This window comes from Streptomyces sp. NPDC005262 (genome assembly GCF_042872425.1).
GTDB lineage: Bacteria > Actinomycetota > Actinomycetes > Streptomycetales > Streptomycetaceae > Streptomyces.
In genome coordinates this window covers 18489-43289 of the sequence record NZ_JBIAKK010000001.1, presented here as the reverse complement: position 1 = coordinate 43289, position 24801 = coordinate 18489, and the positions used below count along the sequence as shown (strand labels likewise).

At 70.7% G+C, this 24801-nt stretch carries 20 protein-coding genes; 16 read left to right on the top strand and 4 right to left on the bottom strand.

The genetic code is table 11. The features are described 5' to 3' along the window. Window positions 1-11 precede the first annotated feature (11 nt). A complete protein-coding gene (locus ACFYP5_RS00175; protein WP_389028477.1) occupies window positions 12-812 on the bottom strand; it encodes an alpha/beta fold hydrolase in 801 nt (266 codons plus the stop codon). A 96-nt stretch (window positions 813-908) separates the two neighbouring features. Beyond that, window positions 909-1244, bottom strand: coding sequence for a DUF427 domain-containing protein (locus tag ACFYP5_RS00170; RefSeq protein ID WP_389028474.1), 336 nt, complete (start codon window positions 1242-1244; stop codon window positions 909-911). A gap of 89 nt (window positions 1245-1333) precedes the next feature. Between ACFYP5_RS00170 and ACFYP5_RS00165 the strand changes: the two genes are divergently transcribed. The 16 genes from ACFYP5_RS00165 (at window position 1334) to ACFYP5_RS00090 (ending at window position 23168) form a co-directional block, all read left to right on the top strand. Further along, window positions 1334-1873, top strand: coding sequence for a TIGR00730 family Rossman fold protein (locus tag ACFYP5_RS00165; protein ID WP_356642115.1), 540 nt, complete (start codon window positions 1334-1336; stop codon window positions 1871-1873). A 28-nt stretch (window positions 1874-1901) separates the two neighbouring features. After that, window positions 1902-2591: an SDR family oxidoreductase gene (locus tag ACFYP5_RS00160; protein ID WP_389028470.1), complete on the top strand. Its 690-nt coding sequence runs from the start codon at window positions 1902-1904 to the stop codon at window positions 2589-2591. Window positions 2592-2712: 121 nt separating this feature from the next. Further along, window positions 2713-3738: a methionine synthase gene (locus tag ACFYP5_RS00155; RefSeq protein WP_389028468.1), complete on the top strand. Its 1026-nt coding sequence runs from the start codon at window positions 2713-2715 to the stop codon at window positions 3736-3738. Between the two features lie 30 nt (window positions 3739-3768). Next, entirely contained in the window at window positions 3769-5964 is a 2196-nt protein-coding gene (gene ligA, locus ACFYP5_RS00150; RefSeq protein ID WP_389028465.1) for an NAD-dependent DNA ligase LigA, read from the top strand. Between the two features lie 277 nt (window positions 5965-6241). Next, window positions 6242-8422: a putative bifunctional diguanylate cyclase/phosphodiesterase gene (locus ACFYP5_RS00145; protein ID WP_389028462.1), complete on the top strand. Its 2181-nt coding sequence runs from the start codon at window positions 6242-6244 to the stop codon at window positions 8420-8422. 169 nt (window positions 8423-8591) lie between these two features. Then, window positions 8592-8888 (top strand): Asp-tRNA(Asn)/Glu-tRNA(Gln) amidotransferase subunit GatC, encoded by a 297-nt coding sequence (gene gatC / locus ACFYP5_RS00140; RefSeq protein WP_015036350.1) that lies wholly within the window; start codon window positions 8592-8594, stop codon window positions 8886-8888. A 5-nt stretch (window positions 8889-8893) separates the two neighbouring features. Next, window positions 8894-10396, top strand: coding sequence for an Asp-tRNA(Asn)/Glu-tRNA(Gln) amidotransferase subunit GatA (gene gatA / locus ACFYP5_RS00135; protein WP_389028459.1), 1503 nt, complete (start codon window positions 8894-8896; stop codon window positions 10394-10396). Beyond that, entirely contained in the window at window positions 10393-10632 is a 240-nt protein-coding gene (locus ACFYP5_RS00130; protein WP_030930926.1) for a hypothetical protein, read from the top strand. The genes gatA and ACFYP5_RS00130 overlap by 4 nt, the downstream gene beginning before the upstream one ends. Window positions 10633-10648: 16 nt before the next feature. Further along, a complete protein-coding gene (gene gatB, locus ACFYP5_RS00125) occupies window positions 10649-12157 on the top strand; it encodes an Asp-tRNA(Asn)/Glu-tRNA(Gln) amidotransferase subunit GatB (RefSeq protein WP_389028456.1) in 1509 nt (502 codons plus the stop codon). A gap of 97 nt (window positions 12158-12254) precedes the next feature. After that, on the top strand, window positions 12255-13514 hold the full coding sequence (locus tag ACFYP5_RS00120) for an SLC13 family permease (RefSeq protein WP_389030649.1): 1260 nt from the start codon (window positions 12255-12257) through the stop codon (window positions 13512-13514). A gap of 141 nt (window positions 13515-13655) precedes the next feature. Continuing rightward, window positions 13656-15764, top strand: coding sequence for a phosphocholine-specific phospholipase C (locus ACFYP5_RS00115; RefSeq protein ID WP_389028453.1), 2109 nt, complete (start codon window positions 13656-13658; stop codon window positions 15762-15764). Between the two features lie 231 nt (window positions 15765-15995). Then, window positions 15996-18215: an MMPL family transporter gene (locus ACFYP5_RS00110; protein ID WP_389028450.1), complete on the top strand. Its 2220-nt coding sequence runs from the start codon at window positions 15996-15998 to the stop codon at window positions 18213-18215. A gap of 79 nt (window positions 18216-18294) precedes the next feature. After that, window positions 18295-18849, top strand: coding sequence for a GNAT family N-acetyltransferase (locus ACFYP5_RS00105; RefSeq protein ID WP_389030646.1), 555 nt, complete (start codon window positions 18295-18297; stop codon window positions 18847-18849). A gap of 72 nt (window positions 18850-18921) precedes the next feature. Further along, window positions 18922-19545, top strand: a complete 624-nt coding sequence (locus ACFYP5_RS00100; RefSeq protein ID WP_389028447.1) for a hypothetical protein — start codon at window positions 18922-18924, stop codon at window positions 19543-19545. 256 nt (window positions 19546-19801) lie between these two features. Continuing rightward, window positions 19802-19975 (top strand): hypothetical protein, encoded by a 174-nt coding sequence (locus tag ACFYP5_RS00095; protein ID WP_389028444.1) that lies wholly within the window; start codon window positions 19802-19804, stop codon window positions 19973-19975. Between the two features lie 58 nt (window positions 19976-20033). Beyond that, window positions 20034-23168 (top strand): AAA family ATPase, encoded by a 3135-nt coding sequence (locus ACFYP5_RS00090; RefSeq protein WP_389030643.1) that lies wholly within the window; start codon window positions 20034-20036, stop codon window positions 23166-23168. Between the two features lie 46 nt (window positions 23169-23214). Here ACFYP5_RS00090 and ACFYP5_RS00085 read toward each other — a convergent pair whose 3' ends face one another. Continuing rightward, on the bottom strand, window positions 23215-23463 hold the full coding sequence (locus tag ACFYP5_RS00085; RefSeq protein WP_389028442.1) for a DUF6191 domain-containing protein: 249 nt from the start codon (window positions 23461-23463) through the stop codon (window positions 23215-23217). A 31-nt stretch (window positions 23464-23494) separates the two neighbouring features. Next, complete coding sequence (locus ACFYP5_RS00080) at window positions 23495-24667, bottom strand: PQQ-dependent sugar dehydrogenase (protein WP_389030642.1); 1173 nt, start codon at window positions 24665-24667, stop codon at window positions 23495-23497. Between the last annotated feature and the right edge of the window lie 134 nt (window positions 24668-24801).

Below are 24801 nucleotides of genomic sequence, written 5' to 3'. Positions count from 1 at the left end.
GGCCGTGGGACCTACGACGCCCGGCTGACGTGCACGTCCTTCGAGAAGAACTCCGCCAGCACCGGCGCGACCACCTGTGGCGCCAGGTCATGCGTCTGACCCGTCAGCGTGCGGTGCCGGGCGCGCGGGATCGCGTCCGCGAGGATGCGGGTCAGGGTGCGCATCGGGGTGGGACTGAATCCGCCCGTGATCACCATGGTGCGCGCGGTGACGGACCCGAGGCGCTCGGTGGGGACCGTGCCGTTGCCGAGGATCGCGTCGTCGTACGCCAGGGTGTGCGCCAGTGATTCGAGGCCGCGCCACAGAGGGGCGTGCCGCATCCGGGTGATCATGTCGGCCGGGATTCCCGCGAGCGACAGGAACAGCTCGAGAGCCCCCGCCCGGTCCCCGGCCGACAGCAGGCGGTGCAGCCGGGTCGCGTAGCGCGCCTTGGCCCGGCGGCCCGGTGCGTCCGGGGCGAACGGCGGTTCGTACACCGCGAGCAGGTCGACGGGCAGCCCCGCAGCCTGCGCCTCCAGCGCCAGGGCGCCGCCGGACGACATCCCGAACACCGAGGCCCGGCCACCGACCCGATCGATCATCGCCGCCAGATCCTCGACCTCGCGTTCGACCGCGTACGGCGCGCCGTCGCCGCTGGAGCCGCGGCCGCGCCGGTCATAGGTCACGACGCCGAACCGCGACGCCAGAAGTTCCGCCAGCGGTGCCTCGGTCGCCGCAGTGCTCAGCGCTCCGCCCACCAGAATCACGGGCGGCCCGTCACCTCTGCGCCGATGGGCGATCAAAGTGCCGTCACGGGAAGGAGTCCTGTCCATGTGCAGAGGGACTGTGGCGCACGGCAGAACTCATCGCTGCGGCGAGGAAGTTTTTCGAGATTCTTCAACTCCGCAGTTCAGCAAGGTGTCCGGCGATCAGTCGGAGACCGTCTCGGTGTCGTAGAAGCAGAAGTGGTCCTTGATCGCCGCGACTTCGGGCTTGGGGTCCGGATAGGCCCAGACGAGATCGGCCGCGTCCGGCAGCGACCAGTAGGAGGCATCCCCCTTGAACGGGCAGTGGGTGCGGTTGTCCGACGCCGTGAGGAGCTCAGTGCGGACGTCCTCGGGCGGCAGGTAGTAACGGACCGGACAGCCCGTCTCGCGCAGTACGAGCGGACGGCGGCTCTCGGCGAGCAGCTGACCGTCACGCACCACGCGCACATGCTCGGTGCCGGGCTCGACGGTGATCACATGTCCTGTGGTGGAAGTCATGTCTTGTTCAGCCCTGCCGTGCACCGGATTCTTCCCCGGAACAACCCCCCGTCCCGTGGCGTGTCCGTGGGGGCACTTACGGTTGATGCATGAACATCTGCGTCTTTCTCTCCGCCGCCGACCTCGACGACCGCTACACCCGGCCCGCCCGCGAGTTCGCCGAGCTGATGGGCCGCGGCGGACACACACTGGTCTGGGGCGGGTCGGAGAGCGGGCTGATGAAGGTCGTCGCCGACGGGGTGCAGGAGTCGGGCGGGCGGCTCGTCGGGGTCTCGGTGGACTTCATGGCCGCCCAGGCCCGGACCGACGCCGACGAGATGGTGATCGCACGCGATCTCGCCGAGCGCAAGGCGCTGCTCCTGGAGAAGGCCGACGCCGTCGTGATCATGGTGGGCGGTATGGGGACGCTCGACGAAGCCACCGAGATCCTGGAGCTCAAGAAGCACGGCAAGCACGACAAGCCGGTCGTCCTGCTGAACACGGCGGGTTTCTACGACGGGCTGCGCCTGCAGTTCCAGCGCATGGAGGACGAGGGCTTCCTGCCCCTTCCCCTCACGGACCTGGTGTTCTTCGCGAAGGACGGGGTCGGCGCGCTCGCCTACCTGGAGGAGTGGTCCGGCATCCAGTAGCCACGCGGCCGGATGCGATCATGGGCGCATGTCCACTCACCTCATCACCGGCGCCGGCTCCGGCATCGGCGCAGCTGTCGCCCGCCGTCTCCTGGAGCGCGGTGACGAACTCGTGCTGCTGGCCCGTGACGCGGGCCGCGCCAAGGAGCTGGCCGCGCTCCACCCCGGAGCCCGCACGCTCGTCGGCGACCTCGGCAACCCGGACCGGCTGTCCTGGGCGCTCGCGCAGCAGTCGCTCCCGGAGCGGATCGACTCGCTGCTGCACATCGCGGGCGTCGTGGAGCTGGGCCAGGTCGGGGAGCTCACGCCCAAGGCATGGCACTTCCAGCTCAACGCCAACCTGGTCGCCCCTGCCGAGCTGACCCGGCTCTTCCTGCCGCAACTGCGCGTGGCCCAGGGCCACGTCGTCTTCGTGAATTCGGGCGCCGGACTCAGCGCGCACGCCGAGTGGAGCGCGTACGCAGCGAGCAAGCACGGCCTGAAGGCGCTCGCCGACTCGCTGCGCGAGGAGGAGCACGGAAACGGTGTCCGGGTGAGCTCCGTCTACCCCGGACGTACTGCCAGCCCCATGCAGGCCAAGGTGCACCAGCAGGAGGGCAAGGAGTACGACGCCTCCCGGTTCATCGACCCGGAGTCCGTGGCGACCATGATCGTGATGGCGATCGACCTGCCGCGCGACGCCGAGGTCAACGACCTGACGGTCCGCCCCGGGCACTGAAACCCCGGCCACCCGGTCCGCGGAGGCCGGGTCCCCGACGCCGAGTGGACCCGGCCCGGTCCGCGAGCGTCGGCCGCCGGGCCCGCACCGGGCCCGGCGGGCCGGACCGTAGGCTTCCTGCGTGACCGAGAAAAACAAGTTCAGCGGGTGCCGTGCGACCGGGATCGGATCCATGCCCGGGGGAGACGCGCGGGAGGCGGCGAAGACCGTCACCGGGTCCTTCGCGGACGGTGAGGGCCTGCCGTATCTGCCGGAACTGCCCGCACGCGGGCCCGGCGCCGACATGATCGGGCGGACCATCGGACTGCTCGTCGACATGTACGGCCATGTCGAGCCCAGCGGCTGGCGCATCAGTGACCGGCCGGGCCGCGACACCCGGCGGGCCCGGTCCTGGCTGGGCGAGGACCTCGACGCCCTGGAGGAGTTCACCCAGGGGTACGAGGGGCCGCTCAAGGTCCAGGCTGTCGGCCCCTGGACGCTCGCCGCCGCACTGGAACTGCGGGGCGGCGAGGCCGTGCTCGGCGACCCGGGTGCCTGCCGCGACCTGGCGGCCTCGCTGGCCGAGGGGCTGCTGGGCCATCTCGCCGAGGTACGGCGCAGGATGCCCGGCGCCCGGGTGATCCTCCAGCTCGACGAACCGTCCCTGACCGGCGTACTGCGCGGGCACATCAGGACGGCGAGCGGCTACCGCACATACCGGGCCGTGGACCGGCAGGTGGTGGAGGGCACGCTCCGCGACGTCCTGGCGGCGAACGGGGAAGAGGCGACGCTCGTGCACACCTGCGCGCCCGATGTGCCGTTCGCGCTGCTGCGCCGGGCCGGTGCCGACGGCATCTCGTTCGACTTCTCACTGCTCACCGAGCGTGAGGAGGAAGCGATCGGGGAAGCGGTCGAAGGCGGTACGCAGCTCTTCCTCGGGGTGGTGCCCGGCACCGACCCGGCTTCGGGCGCATTGTCGGACCCGGGCGGTAGCGTCATGGGTGTCAGGACGCTGTGGCGCAGGCTGGGGCTGAATCCGGGGACTCTCGCCGAGTCGCTGGTGATCACCCCGTCGTGCGGGCTCGCGGGTGCGTCGCCCGCGTACGCGCGCGCCGTGCTCGCCCACTGCGCCCGGGCCGCGAGATCGCTCGCAGACAACCCTGAGTAAGCGGGTATCGGGTAACGGGAGGACGAGACGATGACCGGCGGACAGACATCGGAAGTGCCCACGGAGGCGCAGCAGCGGCATGCGCTCCTTGCGGAACAGATCGAGGAGCACCGCTTCCGGTACTACGTGAACGACCAGCCGGTCGTCAGCGACGCCGAGTTCGACCGGCTGATGCGCTCGCTGCAGGACCTGGAGGACGAGTACCCGCAGCTGCGTACGCCCGAGTCGCCGACCCAGAAGGTCGCGGGGCCGTACCGGACGGAGTTCACCTCGATCGAGCACCGTGAGCGGATGCTCTCCCTGGACAACGCCTTCGACGACGAGGGGCTGGCGGTCTGGGCCGAGCGCGTCGCGAAGGACGTCGGCGCCGGCGCCTACCACTTCCTGTGCGAGCTCAAGGTGGACGGTCTCGCGGTCAACCTCACGTACGAGCAGGGGCTGCTGACCCGCGCCGCGACCCGCGGCGACGGCCGCACCGGCGAGGACATCACCCCCAATGTCCGCACGATCGCCGAGATCCCGCACCGGCTGAAGGGCGACCGGATCCCGGCGCTGGTCGAGATCCGTGGCGAGGTCTTCTTCCCGATGGAGGCGTTCGAGGAGCTCAACGCCCGGCTGGTGGCGGCCGACGACAAGCCGTTCGCCAACCCGCGCAACGCGGCGGCGGGCTCACTGCGCCAGAAGGACCCGAAGGTCACCGCCGGGCGCCCGCTGCACATGGTGGTGCACGGCATCGGCGCCCGTGAGGGCCTCGAGATCGACCGGCTCTCGCATGCCTACGAGCTGCTGCACGAATGGGGACTGCCCACCGCGAAGTACAACAAGGTCGTCGACTCCCTCGACGAGGTAAGGGAGTTCATCGCGTACTTCGGCGAGAACCGGCACTCCGTGGAGCACGAGATCGACGGCGTCGTCGTCAAGCTCGACGAGATCGCGCTCCAGGGCCGGCTGGGCTCCACTTCGCGCGCGCCGCGCTGGGCGATCGCCTGGAAGTACCCGCCGGAGGAGGTGAACACCAAGCTGGTGAACATCCGGGTCGGTGTCGGACGCACCGGCCGGGTCACTCCGTACGCACAGGTCGAACCCGTCGAGGTGGCGGGCTCCGAGGTCGAGTTCGCCACCCTGCACAACCAGAACGTGGTGAAGGAGAAGGGCGTCCTCATCGGGGACACGGTGGTGATCCGCAAGGCGGGCGACGTGATCCCGGAGATCCTCGGCCCGGTCGTCGATCTGCGGGACGGAACCGAGCGGGCGTTCGTGATGCCGACCCACTGCCCCGAGTGCGGGACGGAGCTGCGGCCCATGAAGGAGGCCGACATCGACGTCCGCTGTCCCAACGCGCGCTTCTGCCCAGCGCAGTTGCGCGAGCGCATCGCCTATCTCGCGGGCCGCAAGTGCCTGGACATCGACCACTTCGGTTATGTCGCGGCGGCCGCCCTGACCAAGCCGCTGGAGCCCACCGAGCCGCCCCTGCGCGACGAGAGCGACCTCTTCGGGCTGACGATCGAGCAGTTGCTGCCGATCCGGGCCTACGTCCTGGACATGGACAGCGGACTGCCCAAGCACGACCCGAAGACCGGTGAGGAGAAGACCGCCCTGGTCTTCGCCAACCAGCACGGCGAGCCGAAGAAGAACGCGGTGGCGATGCTGGAATCGATCACCGCCGCCAAACAGGCGCCGCTGGCCCGGATCCTCACCGGGCTCTCGATCCGTCATGTCGGCCCGGTCGCGGCCGAGGAGCTGGCCCGTCAGTTCCGTTCGATGGACCGCATCGAGGCGGCGACCGAGGAGGAGCTGGCCGCAGCGGACGGCGTCGGACCCATCATCGCCGCCTCGGTCACCCAGTGGTTCGCGGAGGACTGGCACCGGGAGATCCTGCGCAAGTGGCGGGAGGCCGGGGTCCGGATGGCCGACGAGAGCGCGGGTGAGGACGAGGCACCGCGTCCGCTCGAAGGGCTCGTCGTCGTCGTCACGGGCACGCTGGCCGATCACACCAGGGATGGCGCGAAAGAGGCCCTGCAGAGCCGTGGGGCAAAGGTGACCGGGTCCGTCTCGAAGAAGACCTCCTTCGTGGTGGTCGGCGACAATCCGGGCTCGAAGTACGACAAGGCGATGCAACTGAAGGTTCCGGTTCTGGACGGGGCGGGCTTCGCCGTACTGCTCGAACAGGGGCCTGACGCGGCACGCGAGGCGGCTGTACCGGTCGCCGGACCGGTCGAGGAATAGCCGAGCCGCGACGGGCCCGGACGGGCGAACGGCGTGACCGGGAAGCCAGGTTCACCCGTTCGGCGCATACCAGATCCTGAAGGATGGTCAGTTCGCATTCGGGCAAGAGCTGTAGAGCGCTGCCCGTACGGGCGCTCCGCGGCCTACTGTTGAGATGTGCGCCTGCCGTGCCGGGTACGTGACGGTGATTCCGGCTGCGTGACGGTCATGGGTTCGTGGTGGCATGGGAGCAGGACGAGCAGGTGACATCGGCACTGCCGGCTGTGAGAGGGACGCAATGAAACCGACCGAGAGCGCCGCACCGGTGTCGCGGCTGCAAGGTTTCCTCGGCCTCATGCCCAAAGTGGGTGCCGCCGTTGTGCTGATCGCCACTGTCCAGCTGGCGACCGGCTTCTACCGGACCGTGAGCGCCGGGCACGCACTCTTCCCGGACGGCGCGGCCGGCTGGTCGCTCGCCGTCCTCACCGGGATCATCGTCGGCCATCTCGTCGCGCTCGGGCGCGACCGCTGGTGGGGTGGCACCGGATCGGGAGCCGCCCTCACCCTCGCCGTGCTGCTGCTCTACGGCTGGGTGCCCGCCGGCCTGGTCAGTCTGGTCGTCGTCGTGCTCGTCGGGGTGGCCCGCAGACACCGCTGGTGGCAGGGGCTGCTGCATGGGGCGGTGGACATCCTGGGGATAGGTGCGGCGGCTCTGGTCCTCGCCGCGTTCGGTGACGTGCAGAGCGTCGAGTCGCCCTGGAAGCCACTCGACTGGGGCATAGACGCCGTCCCGGAAGTCATACTGGCCGCCTCCACATATCTCGTCGTCACCAGGGTCCTCCTCTGGTACGCACGGGCACCACAGGGCGGCGGGCTGCCGACCATCGCCCGCACCGCCCTGCTGCGCCAGGGGCTGGTCGCGGTCGCGCTCCTCGGGCTCGCCCCGCTGATCTGCGTCGTCGCGATCGCCACACCCGTACTGCTGCCGCTGTTCGCGGTTCCGCTGATCGCCCTGGACTCCACGCTCTGGATCGCCCGTGCCCGGGCCGAGGAGCAGCTGCGGGACCCGCTGACCGGACTGCCCAACCGGCAGTGGCTGTTGGAGCGCACCTGGACAGCGCTGGAGGACGCCGAGAACGTCGGCGCCAGATCCGCGCTCGTCCTGATCGACCTCGACCGGTTCCGTGCGGTCAACGACACCCTCGGTCATCTCGCGGGTGACCGGCTGCTGCTGCAGATCGCGGAGCGGCTCCGGCTGGCCCTGCCGCGCGGAGCGGAGGCCGCGCGGCTCGGCGGCGACGAGTTCGCCGTGCTGCTGCCGACCGCGGACTCCACCACCAGTGCCCAGCGCGTCGCCCGCCATCTGGTCGCCGAGCTCTCCTCGCCGCTGGACCTCGACGGCCTCACCCTGGTGCTGGAGGCCAGCGCCGGGGTCGCCGTCTACCCCGACCACGCCTTGGACGCCGAAGGGCTGCTCAGACGGGCGGACGTGGCGATGTACCAGGCCAAGCGGGACCGTACGGGTGTCGAGGTGTACGAGTCGAAGCGGGACAGCAACACCCCGGACCGGCTCGGACTCCTCGGGGATCTGCGGCGCGCTCTGGACGCCGGCGAGGTGGAGCTCCACTACCAGCCGAAGGTCCGGTTCGACGGCCAGGTGGCCGGGCTCGAGGCGCTGGTGCGCTGGGTGCACCCGGAGCGCGGCCGGGTCCCTCCGGACGAGTTCATCGCCATCGCCGAGTCCTCGGGTCTGATGCCGCACCTCACCGAGTACGTGCTGGAGACGGCGCTGGCCCAGGTCGCCCGGTGGCGGGCGCAGGGGCTGTTCGTCCCGGTCGCGGTCAACGTCTCCCCGCGCGACGTCCACACCCCGGGCTTCGCGGGCGGCGTCGCGGCCCGGCTCGCCCGGCACGGCGTCCCGCCCGGCTCCCTGCAGCTGGAGATAACGGAACACGTACTGCTGGAGGACCCGCAGCGCGCCGCCGACACGCTGGCCGGCCTGACCGGGCACGGCGTGAAGATGTCCCTCGACGACTTCGGTACGGGGTACTCCTCGCTGGTGCACCTGCGCCGGCTGCCGGTCAGCGAGCTGAAGATCGACCGGTCCTTCGTCGCCCGGCTGGCCGTCGACAACGAGGACGCGGAGATCGTCCGCTGCACCATCGACCTGGCCCACTCGCTCGGCCTGCTGGTCGTCGCCGAGGGCGTCGAGGACGACGAGACCTGGGAGCGGCTGCGCGACCTGCGCTGCGATGCGGTGCAGGGGTGGCTGGTCGCGGCCGCGATGCCGCCGCAGGAGACGACGGCGTGGCTGCGGGCGCGTGGCGAGCACGGCTGGCGGCGTCCGGCGGAGCTGGCCGCCGCGGCTGCCGCGGCCGCTGCCGCCGCATCGGGGGTGACGGGCGTGACGGCAGCGGTGGCCGAGTTGGAACAGCGGCAGCCGGGGCGGTCCACGCAGTCGCGTCCGGCGACGACATGAGCGGGCCCGGCGGCCCGGATCCCGGCGGCGGAATCGAGCCGTTCGCCCCCGAAACGGGCACGGCCGGGGGCTGACCGGAGGCGAGTGTTCCGTGGGTGGCGGCCCCGTCAGCGCCGGACCCCATAGGATTGGGGCCAAAACCACAACACTCACCCCTGAGGATCGCTGCATGCCTGGCATCACGCGCGAGGAGGTCGCCCACCTCGCCCGGCTGGCGCGTCTGGAGCTGAAGGGCGAAGAGCTCGATCACTTCGCCGGTCAGCTCGACGACATCATCGGCGCGGTCGCCCGCGTCTCCGAGGTCGCCGACCAAGACGTACCGCCGACCTCCCACCCGCTGCCGCTGACCAACGTCATGCGCGCGGACGAGGTCCGTCCGTCGCTCACCCCCGAGCAGGCGCTCTCCGGCGCCCCGGCCCAGGAGCAGCAGCGTTTCAAGGTGCCGCAGATCCTGGGGGAGGACTAGAAGTCATGACGGACAACAGCTCCATCATCAAGCTCACCGCCGCCGAGATCGCCGCGAAGATCGCTTCCGGCGAGCTCACGGCCGTCGAGGTCACCGAGGCGCACCTGGCCCGGATCGACGCGGTCGACGAGAAGGTCCACGCCTTCCTGCACGTCGACCGTGAGGGCGCGCTCGAGCAGGCCCGTGCCGTCGACGCGAAGAAGGCCGCGGGCGAGAAGCTCGGCCCGCTGGCCGGTGTCCCGCTCGCGCTGAAGGACATCTTCACCACGAAGACCATGCCGACCACCGTCGGCTCGAAGATCCTCGAGGGCTGGGTCCCGCCGTACGACGCGACCCTGACCAAGAGGCTGAAGGCCGCCGACGTCGTCATCCTCGGCAAGACCAACATGGACGAGTTCGCCATGGGGTCCTCCACCGAGAACAGCGCCTACGGCCCGACCGGTAACCCGTGGGACCTCACCCGGATCCCGGGTGGCTCCGGAGGTGGCTCCTCGGCCGCCCTCGCGTCGTTCGAGGCCCCGCTCGCCATCGGCACGGACACCGGCGGTTCCATCCGCCAGCCCGCCGCCGTCACCGGCACCGTCGGCGTCAAGCCCACCTACGGTGCGGTCTCCCGCTACGGCATGGTCGCCTTCTCGTCCTCCCTCGACCAGGGTGGCCCCTGCGCCCGCACGGTCCTGGACGCGGCGCTGCTCCACGAGGCGATCGCCGGACACGACCCGCTGGACTCGACGTCCATCGACGCCCCGGTCCCGCCGGTCGTCGAGGCCGCCCGCAACGGCAGCGTCGACGGCATGCGCATCGGCGTCGTCAAGCAGTTCTCCGGCGAGGGCTACCAGGCCGGTGTCGTGCAGCGTTTCAACGAGTCGGTCGAGCTTCTGAAGTCGCTCGGTGCCACCGTCGTCGAGCTGGACTGCCCGTCCTTCGACCTGGGTCTGTCGGCGTACTACCTGATCGCGCCGTCCGAGTGCTCCTCGAACCTGGCCCGCTTCGACGCCATGCGCTACGGCCTCCGGGTCGGCGACGACGGCACGAAGTCCGCCGAGGAGGTCACCGCGCTCACCCGCGAGGCCGGTTTCGGCGACGAGGTCAAGCGCCGCGTCATCCTCGGTACGTACGCACTCAGCTCCGGCTACTACGACGCGTACTACGGCTCGGCGCAAAAGGTCCGCACGCTCATCACCCGGGACTTCGAGAAGGCCTTCGAGCAGGTCGACGTGATCGTCTCCCCGACGACGCCGACCACCGCCTTCCCGATCGGCGAGCGCGCCGACGACCCGATGGCGATGTACCTGGCCGACCTGTGCACCATTCCGACCAACCTGGCCGGCAACTCCGCGATGTCGCTGCCCTGCGGTCTCGCACCGGAGGACGGTCTGCCGGTCGGTCTGCAGATCATCGCCCCCGCCATGAAGGACGACCGGCTGTACAAGGTCGGGGCAGCCGTCGAGGCCGCCTTCGTGGAAAAGTGGGGGCACCCGCTGCTGGAGGAGGCTCCGTCACTGTGAGCGCACTGACCAAGGCCAAGGGCTTCAAGAAGTCCAAGACCGGTACGTACCTGTCCATCGGCACCACCGCGTTCGGTGCGGTCAGCGTGCTCAAGCAGGCCAAGAAGGCACGCTCCGAGCACGACACGCTCCGGCTGGTCGACGCCGTCGTCTCCGCTGCCGCCATCGCCACCGGCATCGCTCTGCTCTACCGAGAGCTGAAGCGCCTGGGCGACGACGACGTACTGCTGGGCTGAGAGGGAAAGTTTCACCGTGACTGTCACTGACCTGGTGCCGTACGAGGACGCCCTCGCGACGTACGACCCCGTCATGGGCCTGGAGGTCCATGTCGAGCTCGGCACCAAGACCAAGATGTTCTGCGGCTGCTCCACCGAACTGGGCGCGGAGCCGAACTCGCAGACGTGCCCGACCTGCCTCGGCATGCCCGGCTCGCTGCCGGTCGTCAACGCCATCGGCGTCGAGTCCGCCATCAAGATCGGTCTCGCGCTGAACTGCGAGATCGCCGAGTGGTGCCGCTTCGCCCGGAAGAACTACTTCTATCCGGACATGCCGAAGAACTTCCAGACCTCGCAGTACGACGAGCCGATCGCCTTCGACGGCTATCTGGACGTCCAGCTGGAGGACGGGGAGACCTTCCGGGTGCAGATCGAGCGCGCCCACATGGAGGAGGACACCGGTAAGTCGCTGCACGTCGGCGGCGCCACCGGCCGTATCCACGGCGCGTCCCACTCCCTGCTGGACTACAACCGTGCGGGCATCCCGCTCATCGAGATCGTCACCAAGCCGATCGAGGGAGCGGGAGCGCGCGCCCCCGAGGTCGCGAAGGCGTACGTCGCCGAGCTGCGCGAGCTCATCAAGGCCCTGGGCGTCTCCGAGGCCCGCATGGAGCAGGGCCAGATGCGCTGCGACGTGAACCTGTCGCTGCGCCCCAACGGCACCGAGACGTTCGGTACCCGCTCCGAGACGAAGAACGTGAACTCGCTGCGTTCCGTCGAGCGCGCCGCCCGTTACGAGATCCAGCGCCACGCCGCGGTGCTGAACTCCGGCGCCAAGGTCGTGCAGGAGACCCGGCACTTCCACGAGGAGGACGGCTCCACCACGGCCGGCCGCATCAAGGACAACGCCGAGGACTACCGCTACTTCCCGGAGCCGGACCTGGTTCCCGTCGCCCCGGCCCGTGACTGGGTCGAGGAGCTGCGCAAGGGGCTTCCCGAGCTGCCGCTGGTACGCCGCAACCGGCTGCGCGAGGAGTGGGGTGTCTCGGAGTTCGACATGCAGTCGATCCTCAACGCGGGCGCGGTCGACCTGATCGTCGCCACGACCGAGGCGGGTGCCCTGTCCGACCAGGCCCGCAAGTGGTGGATGGGCGAGCTGGCCCGGCACTCCAACGAGACCGGTGTCGCCCTGGACGAGCTGGCGATCACCCCGGCGCAGGTCGCCCGGGTGACCGAGCTCGTCGCTTCCGGCGACCTCAACGACAAGCTGGCGCGCCAGGTCATCGAGGGTGTCCTCGCGGGCGAGGGCGACCCGGACGTGGTGGTCGAGAAGCGCGGCCTGAAGGTCGTCTCGGACGAGGGCGCGCTGGGCGCGGCCGTGGATGAGGCCATCGCCGCCAACGCGGACGTCGCGGACAAGATCCGCGGTGGCAAGGTCGCGGCGGCGGGTGCGCTCGTCGGCGCGGTCATGAAGGCCACCCGCGGCCAGGCGGACGCGGCCCGGGTGCGCGAGCTGATCCTGGAGAAGCTCGGCGTCGAAGGCTGAGTCGTTCGCGCAGCTGTACGCAGTGAGGGGGCGGTGCACCCGTTGACCGGGTGCGCCGCCCCCTCATGGTTCTTCGCGCGCCCGGAGAGAGAGTCCGCTGAACACCGTCACCGCCGAAATCGTCTCCGTCGTACTGCTCCTCGCGGTGCTGGCGTTCGCCGTCGTACGTCCCCGGGGACTGCCGGAGGCGACCGTCGCCGTACCCGCGGCCGTACTGGTGGTCGTGACGGGCGCCGTGCCGTTCGCGGACGCCCGCGAGCAGATCGGCAGCCTGCTGCCGGTCGTCGGCTTCCTCGCCGCCATCCTCGTACTCGCGCAGCTCTGCGCCGACGAGGGACTGTTCACGGCCGCCGGCCATATGGTCGCCCGCCTCTGCCGGGGGCGAACCGGACCGCTGCTCGGCGGGGTCTTCGTCGTGGCGGCGCTGATCACAGCCGTCCTCAGCCTGGACGCGACCGTGGTCCTGCTGACGCCCGTCGTCATCGCCACCGCCGCCCGCGTCGGCGCCCGTCCCCGCCCGTACGTCTACGCCTGCGCGCATCTCGCCAACTCGGCGTCCCTGCTGCTTCCCGTCTCCAACCTCACCAACCTGCTGGCGTTCACGGCGAGCGGCCTCTCCTTCACCCGCTTCGCCGCGCTGATGACCCTGCCGTGGCTGGCTGCCATCGGCGTCGAGTACGTCATCTTCCGCCGTGTCTTCGCCGACGACCTGGCAGCGGGCGCGCACCCGCCGGATCCGGACGAGGAACCGACCGGCGTCCCCGTCTTCACGCTCGTCGTCCTCGCCCTGACACTGGCGGGCTTCGTCGTCACGTCGTTCGCGGGCGCGGAACCGCTGTGGGCCGCGCTGGCCGGGGCGACCGTCCTCGGGATCCGGGCACTGGGACAGCGGCGAACCACGGTCAAGGGGCTGGTGCACGCGGCCAACCCGATGTTCTGCCTCTTCGTGCTGGCCCTCGGCGTCGTCGTCGCGGCCGTCGTCGAGCACGGCCTCGGCGCCGGGATCGGCGCACTCCTGCCAGACGATTCGTCACTGCCCGCGCTGCTGGCGGTGGCCGCGGTCGCGGCGCTGCTGGCCAACCTGATCAACAACCTGCCCGCGATCCTCGCCCTGCTCCCGGTCGTCGCGGCGGCCGGCCCGGGACCGTTGCTCGCCGCGCTGATCGGGGTGAACCTCGGGCCCAACCTCACCTATGTCGGCTCCCTCGCCACGCTGCTCTGGCGCCGCATCCTGCACGCCCACGACGCCGCTCCCGACCTGGGCCACTTCACCCGGCTCGGGCTGATCGCCGTGCCCGCGACGCTGATCGCGTCCACGCTCGCGCTGTGGGGAGCGCTGCACACGATCGGGGTTTGACCGGTACCGCGGCGGGACAGGCGGTCCGGACCCTCCGAGGCGGCCTGCTGGACGTTCACCGCCGGGCCGCGCGGTGGTCTTTCTGCCGCCACCTGCCTTGATTAGCTTCCCGGCTGTAGGACCGGACCAGGGAGGCTCAAATTGACCACGGACATCTCACGGCGACGACTCATCGCGCTCGGCGGCGGCGCCCTCGGTGCCGCGGCGGCCGGGTCGCTGCTGCCGCCGTCGCTGCAGGCCGCGCTCGCCGCGCAGCCGGCGCGCCCGGCGGGGTCCGGCGGGCTCGGGGACATCAGGCACGTGGTGATCCTCATGCAGGAGAACCGTTCCTTCGATCACTACTTCGGGACTCTGCGCGGCGTACGCGGCTTCGGTGACCGCAACGCGATCGAGCTGCCCTCCGGCAAGCCCGTCTTCGAACAGCCGGGAGCATCGGGCACCTCCGTGCTGCCGTTCCCGGTCCGGGACGCCGCCGCGATGCAGAAGAAGGACCTCCAGTACATCGGCGCCCTGGACCACTCCTGGAGCGGCGGCGGCAAGGCGTGGGCCGGCGGCTGGATGAACGGCTGGGTGACCGCGAAGACGGCCGCCACCATGGCGTACTACGACCGCCGCGACATCCCGCTGCACTACGAACTGGCCGACACCTTCACGGTCTGCGACGCCTACCACTCGTCCATCCACACCTCCACCAGCCCCAACCGGAACCACCTGTGGAGCGGGAAGACGGGCTTCGAGGCGAACGGCAAGCGGGCGGTCGGCAACGACGCGTACAGCGAGGGCACCCACCCGGGATACGGCTGGAGCACGTACGCGGAACGGCTGGAGAAGGCCGGGCACAGCTGGAAGACGTACACCGAGTGGGAGAACTTCACCGACAACCAGATCGAGTTCTTCGCCACGTTCAAGGCGATCGCCCGCAAGGCGCTGGCGAAGACCGGCGGCCACACCTACATGGAGTCCTTCTACGCGGCAGTCCGTGACACGGACGACGCGTCGGAGCGAGAGCGGCTGCTCGGACTGCTGGAGGACGGGGTCGCCACGCTCACCGAGGCCGAACGCAGCCTCTTCGAGCGAGCGCTGCGCCGGGTCGAGACCGGCACGCTGGCCGACGCGTTCGCCGCGGACGTCGCGGCGGGCACACTACCCGCGGTCTCCTATCTGGTGCCGTCGGCGGTCGACTCCGAGCACCCGAGCGTCTCCTCCCCGATCCACAGCGCGACGATCGTCTACAAGGTTCTGGACGCGCTCGGCAGGCACCCCGATGTGTGGCGGCACACCGCCGTCATCATCAACTACGACGAGAACGACGGCTTCTTCGACCATGTCCCGCCGCCGGTCGCGCCGCCCGAGGTGACCGATGAGCGGTGGGAGTTCAAGCCCACCGGCCTCGGTGTGCGCGTGCCGTTGCTCGTCGTGTCGCCGTGGACCGTGGGCGGCTTCGTCTGCTCCGAGGTCTTCGACCACACCTCCGTGATCCGCTTCCTGGAGCGGTGGACGGGCGTGCAGGAACCGAACATCAGCGACTGGCGGCGCACCGTCACCGGTGATCTGACGTCGGCCTTCGACTTCACGCGCGGACGGCGCCGGCCCGAGGTGGAGCAGCCGGGTGTCATCCCGCCGTTCAGCGGACGCTGGGCACCGAAGCCGCCCGCCGTCCAGCAGATGCCCGTACAGGAGCCCGGGGTCCGGCCCGCCCGTCCGCTGCCATACCAGCCGGACGCGCAGGCGAAGATCGTGGACGGGGCGGTGCGGGTCGCCCTCAGCAACACGGGCCGTTCGTCGGCGCACTTCGCGCTCTACCCCTACGCGGGCGAATTCCCCGTCCCGCAGCACCAGGACGTGAGGGGCACTGCGATCTGGACGGTGCCCGTTACCGGTGAGGCGTACCGGTTCACGGTGACCGGGCCGAACGGCTTCCGCCGCGAGTTCGCCGGATCCGCCGAAGGAGGACCCGAGGTCGCCACCTGGGTCGACGCCCACGAGCGCGATCTGCACCTCACCCTGCGCAACACGGGGCGGCGCACACTCATCTACACCGTCCGACCGCTGGGCTACGTCGACGAGGCGGACCTGCGGGACTGGACGAGGACGATCAAGGTCAAGCCGGGGCGGAGCCGTACGGTCGTCCACTCGGCGGCCGACGCGCACGGCTGGTACGACCTGGCCGTCACGATCGACGGGGACGATGTCTTCCGCCGTCGGCTGATGGGACACATCGAGAACGGCCGGGCGAGCGTCTCCGGCTGACCGGAACAGACCGTTCGGGTGTGCCCACCCGGACGGGGACGCGCGGGAGGGTGGGAGGTGGCCGGGACGCCGGGCATGTAAGGGAATAATCAGACACTGTGAGCATCGCCACGAAACGGGCAAATGATCAACAGTGGCTGCCAGAGTGACGGTTCTCAGGTCATGTGTTCTTTGCGGGCTGTTCATCAGATCTCCCGAAAAAGATCCACGAACCACCAGGGAGCACGTCCGTTGGCTGCCATCGCCCGCTGGTGCATCACGCACCGTCTCCTCGCCGTCCTCATCTGGCTGCTCACGCTCGGCGGCGCTGCCACCGCGGCGAGCATGGCCGGTTCCGCGTACTCCAACGACTACGAGGTGCCCGGCACGGAGTCGGGCAGGGCGACCCAGCTGCTCCAGGACGGCTTCACGGACCTCGGCGGCGACACCGACACCGTCGTCTGGCGCACCACCGGGTCCACCGTGCGGGCCGCCGACGTCGTGCAGACGATGACGCGGACCCTGCACGCGCTCGAGGAGCTGCCGGGTGTCGGAGACGTCACCGGGCCCTACGGGGCCTCCGGCGTCGGGCAGATCAGCGCGGACGGACACACCGCCTACGCCACGATCACCTTCGACCAGCAGACCGACGACATCCCGGTGCAGCAGGCGCGGACCGTCGTCGACACCGCGAAGGCAGCCGCCGGTGACGGGCTCCAGGTGGAGGTGGGTGGCTCCGTGGCCGCCCTCACCGAAGCGTCGTCCGCCCACCTCAGCGAGGCCATCGGGGTGGTCGTCGCCGCGGTGGTCCTCTTCCTCGCCTTCGGTTCGCTCGCCGCCAGCCTGCTGCCCGTCGCCACTGCCCTGGTCTCGGTCGGGACGGCATACGCGGGCATCGTGCTGCTCGGGCACCTGATGACCGTCGCCGACTTCGCCCCCATGCTGGGCATGCTGATCGGGCTCGGCGTCGGCATCGACTACGCCCTGTTCATCGTCACCCGGCACCGCAGAGGGCTACGGCGCGGCCTGCCGGTCGCCGAGGCGGCGCAGAACGCCGTCACGACGACGGGGCGTGCCGTCGTCTTCGCCGGGGCCACCGTCTGTATCGCACTGCTCGGCATGCTGATCCTGCAGCTCGGGTTCCTCAACGGCGTGGCCATCGCCGCGTCGCTCACCGTGGTGCTGACCGTCGCCGCCTCGGTGACGCTGCTGCCCGCACTGCTGTCGTTCGCCGGGATGCGGGCACTGAGCCGGCGCGAACGCAGACAACTCGCCGAGCAGGGACCGCAGCCCGAACTGCCCACCGGCTTCGCTGCGCGCTGGTCCGCGTTCGTCGAACGGCACCCCAAGCTGCTCGGCGTGGCCGCCGCCGCGGTGATGCTGGTCCTCGCACTGCCGACGTTCTCACTGCATCTGGGCACCTCCGACCAGGGCAACGACGCCTCGTCGTCGACCACCCGGCAGGCGTACGACCTGCTGGCCGAAGGCTTCGGGCCCGGCGTCAACGGTCCGCTGACGATCGCCGCGCAGCTCGACGGCGCCGACGACCGACTCGCGATGGACGCACTGCCCGCCACGCTGAGGGCCACCGACGGGGTGGCATCGGTCAGCCCCGTCACGTACAACAGCAGCGGCGACGCGGCGTTCGTCACCGTCGTCCCGAGGTCGTCGCCGCAGTCCCAGCAGACGAGCGCCCTCGTCGACCGGCTGCGCACGGACGTCCTGCCGCACGCCGAGGAGAACACCTCGCTCCGGGCCCATGTCGGCGGGGTGACAGCCGGCTACGACGACTTCGCGCAGGTCATCATCGGCAAGCTTCCGCTCTTCGTCGGAGTCGTCATAGGGCTCGGCTGTCTGCTTCTCCTGCTGGCCTTCCGGTCGATCGGCATTCCGCTGAAGGCGGCCGTGATGAACGTGGCCGCCGTCGCCTCCTCGTTCGGGGTCGTCGTCGCGATCTTCCAGTGGGGTTGGGGGAGCGAACTGCTCGGGCTGGGCAGCGCCGGCCCCATCGAACCCTTCCTGCCGGTGATCATGGTGTCCGTGCTCTTCGGGCTCTCCATGGACTATCAGGTGTTCCTGGTCGGCCGGATGTACGAGGAGTGGCTGGAGACCGGTGACAACCGGCGGGCGGTCCGGGTCGGCCTCGCCGAGACCAGCCGGGTGATCAACTCCGCCGCGGTGATCATGATCTCGGTCTTCCTGGCCTTCGTGCTCAGCGGGGACCGGGTCATCGCGATGTTCGGCATCGCGCTCGCTGCGGCGGTGGCGCTCGACGCCTTTGTCCTGCGGACGCTGCTGGTGCCCGCGCTGATGCACATGATGGGTGGTGCGAACTGGTGGCTGCCGCGCTGGCTGGAACGGCGGCTGCCGCACATCAGCATCGAGCCGCCCGAATGCCGGGACACGCATGCGAGGATTTCCGGGGCGCGCAGCAGCGAGGACGACGAATCGGTCGCACAGCGCGTCCACTGAGATCGCACGCGGTCCCTTGGGACGGACCTCCTGGGACGGACCTCTTGCGACCGGCATCGACCGACTTCGAAGGAGCATGATGTTCGCGGTATCCCTGGGTGACGACGGTGCGGAACTGCGCCCGCTGGAGATCTGGCAGGCGGAGGAGTTCCTCGCCCACATCGACCGGGCACGCGAACTCGTCGACCCGTGGATCCCCTTCGCCACCTTCGCCACCGACCTCGAATCGGCGCGCGGCCTGCTGCAGCGGTACGCCGACAAGCAGGCGGCCGACACGGGCCGGCTGTACGGCATCTGGCTGGACGGCACCCTCGTCGGCGGCGTCCTCTTCCGGATCTTCGACACCGAGTCCGGGAACTGCGAGGTCGGCTGCTGGCTGGAGTCGGCGGGGGAGGGGCGCGGCCTGGTGACCCGGGCGGTGCGGAAGCTGATCGACTGGGCGGTCGAGGAGCGTGGCATGCACCGTGTGGAGTGGGTGGCGTCCTCCGCCAACACCCGCAGTGTCGCGGTCGCGAAGCGGCTCGGGATGACACGCGACGGGGTGCTGCGCCAGAACTATCCGTACCGCGGAGTGAGGCACGACTCGGAGATATGGTCCGTCCTGGCGCCCGAGTGGCGCGCTCAGCGGGGCTGAGGCGGGGCCGGGGAGCCGGGCGGGCCGTGGCCGTTAAGGGCGTTCTCATCCGGGCCGCCTAGCGTGCGGACCATGAACCCCACGACTTCCAAGACCCCCATGGCTCCCACCGCCGAAGGCGACCACGAGGAGAAGGCGGCGGACCGCCTCCACGAAGGGGCGGTCGAAGCCGAGGGCGAGCACGCGGTGAGCGACGGCAGCGGCCTCGACGCCGAGGCGGACAAGGACTCCGATCTGGACCACGACCTCGAGGACGACCTCGAGGAAGACGACTCCGACCGGGGACCGTCCGGGCTCGCCGCGGCCGCCGCGGCCGTCGTCGCCGCCGGACTCGGCGTCGTCGGTCTCACCGGGGCCTGGACCGGCCGGGTCGTCGCCGAGCGCGAGACCCTGCTGGGACAGATGAAGACCGCCTCCGGCGGCTCCGTGGCCCGGCAGATCTCCGAGATCTACGGTGACGCCTGGCACTCCACCGCCCTCGTCAACGGCCTCTTCGCCCTGCTGGCCCTGCTCGTCGGTGTCTTCGCCCTGGTCCGCCCGGCCTTCGGCGCACCCGCCGCCGACCCGCAACCCGGCTGGGTCCGCGCCGTCGCGACCGCCGGCATCACGCTCGGCGTCCTCGGCGTACTGATCTCCGTCGGCATGTACTTCGACCTCATCGTCGCCCTGCCGGCTGCGAGCGCAGCCGCCGGCTGAGAGCCACGACCGCGCAGTAGGCGACAACCAGCGGTGCCCTAAGGCATCCACTCGGGGGGCCTAGGTCCGCATGCGACAACCGTCGCGTGCGCCTAAGGCCCCCGCCGCGTGGAGATGCGGAACTCGCCCGATGTGGCGGCACCCCCTGGGAGACGACAGTAGAGGCACGGCAGAAGCCGGCACGGCAGATCCGGGCCGGCACACCGACTGCCCCTGCACCAGGCCCCAACAGGCCGTCGTCATCCGGGAGAAGCACATGTACGCGTTCGAGCTCCACAAGATCAACGAAGCTGAACTCCTCCGCAGGGCCGAGCTGGAGCGCGTCGTCCGGCAGGCCCGCCGGGCCCGCCGCGCCGAGCGTCGGTCCGGACGCCAGGAGGACGAAGGGGTGGTGAGTACGTTCCGGAATCGGTTCGTCCGCGCCGCGTGACGAGCGTGCGATGAGTGCCGATTCCCTTCCCACCGCCACCGTGTCGGACCCATGTGCGATGCTCGGCGGCGTGGAGACCAGGTCCGTCAGTCCCGTGTTCGTCGGCCGCGCAGGCGAACTCACCTCGCTCACCGATGCGCTCGCCCGCGCCACCGCCGGGTCCCCCGGCCGTCCGGGAGCCCCGGGCGGAGAACCGCAGGCGCTGCTCATCGGTGGCGAGGCGGGTGTCGGCAAGACACGGCTGGTCGAGGAATTCCTGACGGCGGCGGGCCGACGCGAGGCCGTCGTCGCCGTCGGCGGCTGCGTCGAGATCGGCGCCGACGGGCTGCCGTACGCCCCGTTCTCGACGGCGCTGCGCGCCCTGCGCCGCACCCTGCCCGACGAAATGGCCGCAGCCTGCGCCGGGCAGGAGGGCGAACTGGCCAGGCTCCTCCCCGAACTCGGCGAAGCCGACCGGGACACCACCGACGAGCACGGAACCGCACGCCTCTTCGAGCTCACCGCGCGGCTGCTGGAACGCATCTCCGCCGACCGGCCCGTCGTCCTCGTCCTGGAGGACCTGCACTGGGCCGACGCCTCCACCCGGCACCTCCTCGCCTATCTCTTCCGCACGCTGCGCAGCGGCCGCCTCGTCGTGGTCGGCACCTACCGGGCCGACGACATCCACCGTCGCCACCCCCTGCGCCCCCTCCTCGCCGAACTGGACCGGCTCCGCACCGTCCGCCGGATCGAACTCGCCCGCTTCAACCGCGCCGAGGTCGGTCGCCAGCTCACCGGCATCCTCGCGGCCACCCCCGAACCCTCCCTCGCCGACGAGATATTCGAACGGTCCGACGGCAACGCCTTCTTCGTCGAAGAGCTCGCCTGCAGCCTGGAGTGCGGCGACAGCGCCGGACTCTCCGACTCGCTGCGCGACCTCCTCCTCGTCCGCGTCGAAGCGCTCTCCGAAGACGCCCAGAGGATCGCCCGGATCATCGCCGAAGGCGGTTCCACCGTCGAGTACGGACTGCTGGCCGCGGTCTCCGGCCTTGCCGAGGACGATCTCATCGAGGCGCTGCGGGGAGCCGTCGGCGCCAACCTCCTGCTCACCACACCGGAGGGCAACGGCTACCGCTTCCGGCACTCGCTGGTCCGTGAGGCCGTCAGCGACGATCTGCTGCCCGGCGAACGCTCCCGGCTCAACCGCCGCTACGCCGAGGCGCTGGAAGCCGACCCCACCCTCGTCCGCGCGGGTGAGCGCGCCACCCGCCTCGCCAGCTACTGGTACGGCGCACACGATCCGGCCAAGGCCCTCCCCGCCGTGCTGAAGGCCTCCGTCGAGGCCCGCCGCCGCTACGCCTTCGCCGAGCAACTGCGGCTGCTGGAAAGGGCCATGGAGCTGTGGGACGACGTCCCCGACGAGGTACGCCGCACCTTGCGCCCCATCGACTACGCCGAGGTCTACCCGGCGTGCGGCGGCGAACGGGACACCACCCCGCTGCGCTACCTCGACCTGATGGCCGAAGCCACCGTTGCCGCCCGCTTCGGCGGCGACCGCGAACGAGCCCTCGCCATCTCCAAGAAGGCCATGCGAGTCCTGGACGGTGAGGCGGACCCGCTGCGCGCGGCCTGGTTCTGGGTCCAGCGCTCCCATTTGGTGCAGGCACTCACCCGCGGTGACGGCTGGCAGGAACTCGCCACCGCCCAGGACCTGGTCCGCGGTCTGCCGCCGTCCGCCGTGCACGCCGACGTCCTCATGAGCGTGGCCGGCTGGGGCGCCCTGCACCGCCCCGGCGCCGAGACACTCGCCGCCGCCGACCGGGCCGTGGAGTACGCCCAACTCGTCGGCGACGAGTACATCGAACTGCACGCCCGGCTCACCCGAGGCTGGCTCACCGCCGACGCCGGCGCCGTCGACGAGGGCATCGCCGAGATGTACGCCGTCCGCGACCGTGCCGATGAACTCCACCTCGTCGGCATCATGGGCCGCGCCAGCATCAACCTCCCCTCCACACTCGAATCGATGGGCCGCTCCGTGGAGGCCGTGGCCGCCGCGGACCACGGGATCGAGGTCTGCCACCGCCACGGCATCCCCGACACGGAGGCCTGGGTCCGCTCCAACCAGGCGATGTCGTACTTCTCCCTCGGCCGCTGGGAGGAGAGCCAGGCCACCGCCGATGTGGCCGCCCGGGCCGCCCAGTCCCGCAAGGCGCACGGCCTCGTCGCCTCGCGCCGCACCGAGCTGGCCCTCGCTCGCGGTGACCTGGCCGAGGCCGAGGTGCAACTGGCGCTGAGCCAACGCTACTTCGGCTCCCGTGACCCGCAGCCCCAGCACCTCATCGCCCCGGTCCGTCACGCCGTGACCCTTGCCGCGCAGCAGGGCCGCCTTCCCGAGGCGCGGGCCGCATTCGAGGCCCAGGCGGAACTGGGATTCCCGACCGGTACCCAGCGGTACGCGCTGCCCCTGCTCCAGATCGCCGCCACGGCCGAGGCGGACGCCCGTGGCCTGCCCGCCACGGAGCCGGGGCGTCCCGCGATCCTCGCCCTGATCCGTAAGCACCTGAAGCAGTTGCCGATGCTCGTCCCGGTCTGGGCCGCCTACGGTCTGCTGATCAATGCCGAGCTGGCCCGCGCCGAGGGCACCGACACCCCCGACCACTGGTCCCGTGCGGCCGCCGCCTTCGCCCCCCTGCACCGCCCCTACGAACTGGCGCAGGTCCACCACCGCTGGGCCGAAGCCCTCCTCATCGCCTCCGGCGACCGGCCCAGGGCCACCAGTCTCCTGCGCGACGCGCACAGCACCGCCGAACGGCTCGGCGCGCGTCCGCTGACCGAGACCATCGAGCTGCTGGCCGGCCGCGCCCGCATCACGCTCGCCACTCCCGGCGACGAGATCCCGACCGCCGTCATCGTCCCGGCCGACGACGCCACTGTGGACAGGGCAGCGGAGCGCGAGCACGCCGAGGAGCAGCGCCAGGCCGCGGCGGCAGCGGCGGTGGAGTCATTCGGACTGACGCGGCGCGAGCAGGACGTGCACCGGCTCGTCGCCGCCGGGCACACGAACCGGAAGATCGCCGAGGAGCTCTACATCTCACCCAAAACCGCGAGCGTGCACGTCTCCAACATTCTCGCCAAGCTCGGCGTCTCCAGTCGCGGCGAGGCCGCGGCGCTCGCCCACCGCCTCCGTCTGTACCGCGCCCACGAGGTGTCCTAGCAGGGTGCGGGTGCGGTGGAGGTCCCGGCCGCCCGCCCGGCTGTCGTCAATCGTCGGACGGGGGCGATGCGGTCTCCTCGTCCCCGGTCCCGTCCCCGTTCTCGTCCCCGTTCTCGTCCTCGCCCCCGTCCTCCGGTTCCGGAAGGCGGACCGTCACCTTTCCCGACGCGAGGTCTATCGGGCCGCGGCCGGGATCGCCCACGCCCAGGTCCACCCGAGACAGCTCCAGGCGTTTCTGCTCCTCCGCGGCGTGCTTGCGGCCCGGGGCGAAGAGTTCCTCGAAGAAGTTGAACACCGGCTCGCGCCCCTTTCACCTGCTGCAGCCGCTACCGCACCTCCAGCACCAGGGCTCTGTCGTCTCCCGGTTCCGGTGTGCCGCGGGTGTCCGTGTTGCTCGTGACCAGCCAGAGTCTGTTGCCGCCCGCCGCGAGCACGGTGCGCAGCCGGCCGTACTGACCCTTCAGGAACGATTGCGGGGCCGCCAGAGGTTCCTTGTCCGGGCTCTCGGACAGCGGGATCCTCCAGAGTCGCTCACCGCGCAGGCCCGCCATCCAGATCGAGCCCTGGGCGAAGGCGATCCCGCTCGGGGACGCCTCGGACGTCTTCCACTGTGCCACGGGGTCGACGAAACCCTTCTTTCCGGCCTTCCCCTCGTACTTCGGCCAGCCATAGTTCCCACCGGGCACGATCTGATTCAGCTCGTCCCACGTGTCCTGCCCGAATTCGGACGCCCACAGCTGTTTCCGGCTGTCCCAGGCCAGCCCCTGCACATTGCGGTGCCCGTACGAATACATCAACAAGCCGGGTTCGGGGTTGCCCGGCGCCGGCCTGCCGTCCGGTGTCATCCGCAGGATCTTGCCCGCCAGGGACGCCTTGTCCTGCGCCAGGCCGGTGTTCCCCGTCTCACCCGTCCCCGCATACAGCATGTGGTCCGGGCCGAAGGCGATCCGGCCGCCGTTGTGGATGTTGCCCTTCGGGATGCCCCGCAGGATCGTGTGCGGCGCGCCCAGCTGCCGGCCGGCGTCACCGTGCTCGTCGTACCGCATGCGGGCGATGCGGTTGTCGGACCCGGTCGTGAAGTACGCGTACACCAGATGGTCCGAGGCGTACGTCGGCGGGATCGCGATGCCCAGCAGCCCGCCCTCCCCGGCGGGCGACACTCCGGGCACCGTGCCCAGCAGCGTCTTGCTCCCCGTTCTCCCGTCGACCCGCGTGATCGTTCTCTCGTCGCGCGAGGACACCAGAAGATCGCCGCCGGGCAGCTCCGCCAGACCCCAGGGTGAGGCGAGACCCTCGGTCAGTGTCGACACCACCTTCACCGAGCCCTTCGCGGGCGGCAACGAGGACGGCGGCGGCAGGGCGGAGGACGACGAGGACGCAGCGGAGGAGGACGGCGGTGGGTGTGCGGTGCTCGCCGCGTCGCCTCCCGTGCTCCCCGAACCGTCGCTCGACGAGCATCCCGCCGACACCATCAGCGAGCCCACCGCGACCGCGGTCACCATCGCGCGGCGCGCAACGGGAAACCCTCGCGGGCGTTCCCCCTGGGCTCTCACGGATCCGAATACAGAAGCGCGCACAACACCGATCCCTTCGACGGCTGCCTGACTACTGTTCTTACACCGCAGCCCGGCCC